At 58.8% G+C, this 2,500-nt stretch carries 1 protein-coding gene and 1 rRNA gene (1 of these 2 running past the window's edge); both read left to right on the top strand.

Features of this window, described 5'->3' with window-relative positions; translation table 11 throughout:
• Positions 1 to 311 precede the first annotated feature (311 nt).
• Positions 312 to 719: a GFA family protein gene (locus L0F51_RS10645; protein ID WP_234629118.1), complete on the top strand. Its 408-nt coding sequence runs from the start codon at positions 312 to 314 to the stop codon at positions 717 to 719.
• A gap of 470 nt (positions 720 to 1,189) precedes the next feature.
• A 16S ribosomal RNA gene (locus L0F51_RS10640) occupies positions 1,190 to 2,500 on the top strand (it continues 157 nt past the right edge of the window).

Here is a 2,500-nt window from a genome sequence, read left to right as displayed (position 1 = left end):
TGCGGGGCGTGCGAACAGCGCGCGCCGGGGGGATTCTCGAATCGCTCACGAGCATGAGGCGAAAGCTCTCATCGCGGATACGGCGGCCGATCGGCTGAAGGCGATCGCGGGTGCCCATCCGAGCGGCAAGACCAGTGCCGACCGTGAGCGAGGGCAAAAGGACGTCGTGTCATCTTCGGGTGCGGATTTCCACGAAGAGCTGACGTGCTGTCGCCGCGAATAATCCCGGTCATCGCTTCCCAAAGAGCCGCTTGCGCCGGACCCGTCTTTGCAAGACCTTGCCCGGAACGTGGAACGCCGGGAGATGCACCATGGAGACATTCACCGGGGAGACATTCACCGGCGGATGCCTGTGCGGGGAGGTGCGGTTCGTCGCGACGGGCCGGCCCTATCGCGTCGGGCTTTGCCACTGCCTCGATTGCCGCAAGCATCACGGGGCGGTCTTTCACGCCTCGGCGATCTTTCCTGACAATGCGGTGACAGTCACTGGTACGCCCGCCGATTATCGCGGCCGATATTTCTGCCCACAGTGCGGCTCCTCGGTGTTTGCCCGCAGCGGCGACGAGGTGGAGATCCATCTCGGCGCGCTCGACGAGCCGGATCAGTTCGTCCCGACCTATGAAAGCTGGACAGTGCGGCGGGAAACCTGGCTCCCGGCGTTTCCGCTGCGCCATCGCTATGCCCACGACCGGGATCCGTCGAGCCGCTTTGAGGAGTGAGGCGACGAGGGGAGGCGCGAGATCGCGGAAAACGGGGGCCGAACGAACGCTCTGTCGAATTTCGAAATGAGTCTGTTGACAGGCTGAGGCGGTCTGAATATATACCGCGACACCGGCGGCGGGGAGCACTGCTCTTCGGGGCTCGACGCTTCATCGCCGGCTTCCATTCTTATCCAGGGCGTATCCCGGCGAGACCGGTGAAACTCTGGCGGTCGCGAGAGGCTCACTTGAGCGACCGGGGCGGTTGATATCGCCTGTTCTTTGACAATCTGGTTTATTGAAGAAAGAGAAGCGTGGACGGCGATGTCCGCCGGCTCTGACGTCTCGCAAGAGATCAAAGAGCTGAACGAGACTTCGGCGGTCGACGTTTTCTCTGAGCTCACATGTCGATGCACGCTGCGGAAGCGGCGGGTATTTGACGGTGTGACCTCGTCAAGACGTGCGATCAATAGCCGATCAAAGTTCTCATTCAACTTGAGAGTTTGATCCTGGCTCAGAACGAACGCTGGCGGCAGGCTTAACACATGCAAGTCGAACGCACTCTTCGGAGTGAGTGGCAGACGGGTGAGTAACGCGTGGGAATCTACCCAGTGGTACGGGATAACCCGAGGAAACTCGAGCTAATACCGTATACGCCCTTCGGGGGAAAGATTTATTGCCATTGGATGAGCCCGCGTCGGATTAGCTTGTTGGTGGGGTAACGGCCTACCAAGGCAACGATCCGTAGCTGGTCTGAGAGGATGATCAGCCACACTGGGACTGAGACACGGCCCAGACTCCTACGGGAGGCAGCAGTGGGGAATCTTGGACAATGGGGGAAACCCTGATCCAGCCATGCCGCGTGAGTGAAGAAGGCCCTAGGGTTGTAAAGCTCTTTCAGCGGGGAAGATAATGACGGTACCCGCAGAAGAAGCCCCGGCTAACTTCGTGCCAGCAGCCGCGGTAATACGAAGGGGGCTAGCGTTGTTCGGAATTACTGGGCGTAAAGCGCGCGTAGGCGGATTGTTAAGTCAGGGGTGAAATCCCAGAGCTCAACTCTGGAACTGCCTCTGATACTGGCAATCTCGAGTCCGGAAGAGGTTGGTGGAATTCCGAGTGTAGAGGTGAAATTCGTAGATATTCGGAGGAACACCAGAGGCGAAGGCGGCCAACTGGTCCGAGACTGACGCTGAGGCGCGAAAGCGTGGGGAGCAAACAGGATTAGATACCCTGGTAGTCCACGCCGTAAACGATGGATGCTAGCCGTTGGTGGGTATACTCATCAGTGGCGCAGCTAACGCATTAAGCATCCCGCCTGGGGAGTACGGTCGCAAGATTAAAACTCAAAGGAATTGACGGGGGCCCGCACAAGCGGTGGAGCATGTGGTTTAATTCGAAGCAACGCGCAGAACCTTACCAGCTCTTGACATCCCGATCGCGGTTACCGGAGACGGTTTCCTTCAGCTAGGCTGGATCGGTGACAGGTGCTGCATGGCTGTCGTCAGCTCGTGTCGTGAGATGTTGGGTTAAGTCCCGCAACGAGCGCAACCCTCGCCCTTAGTTGCCAGCATTCAGTTGGGCACTCTAAGGGGACTGCCGGTGATAAGCCGAGAGGAAGGTGGGGATGACGTCAAGTCCTCATGGCCCTTACGGGCTGGGCTACACACGTGCTACAATGGCGGTGACAGTGGGAAAATCCCCAAAAACCGTCTCAGTTCGGATTGTCCTCTGCAACTCGGGGGCATGAAGGTGGAATCGCTAGTAATCGTGGATCAGCATGCCACGGTGAATACGTTCCCGGG

It is taken from the genome of Afifella sp. H1R (genome assembly GCF_021462425.1).
Lineage (GTDB): Bacteria > Pseudomonadota > Alphaproteobacteria > Rhizobiales > Afifellaceae > Afifella > Afifella aestuarii.
This window is presented reverse-complemented; position numbering and strand designations above follow the sequence as displayed.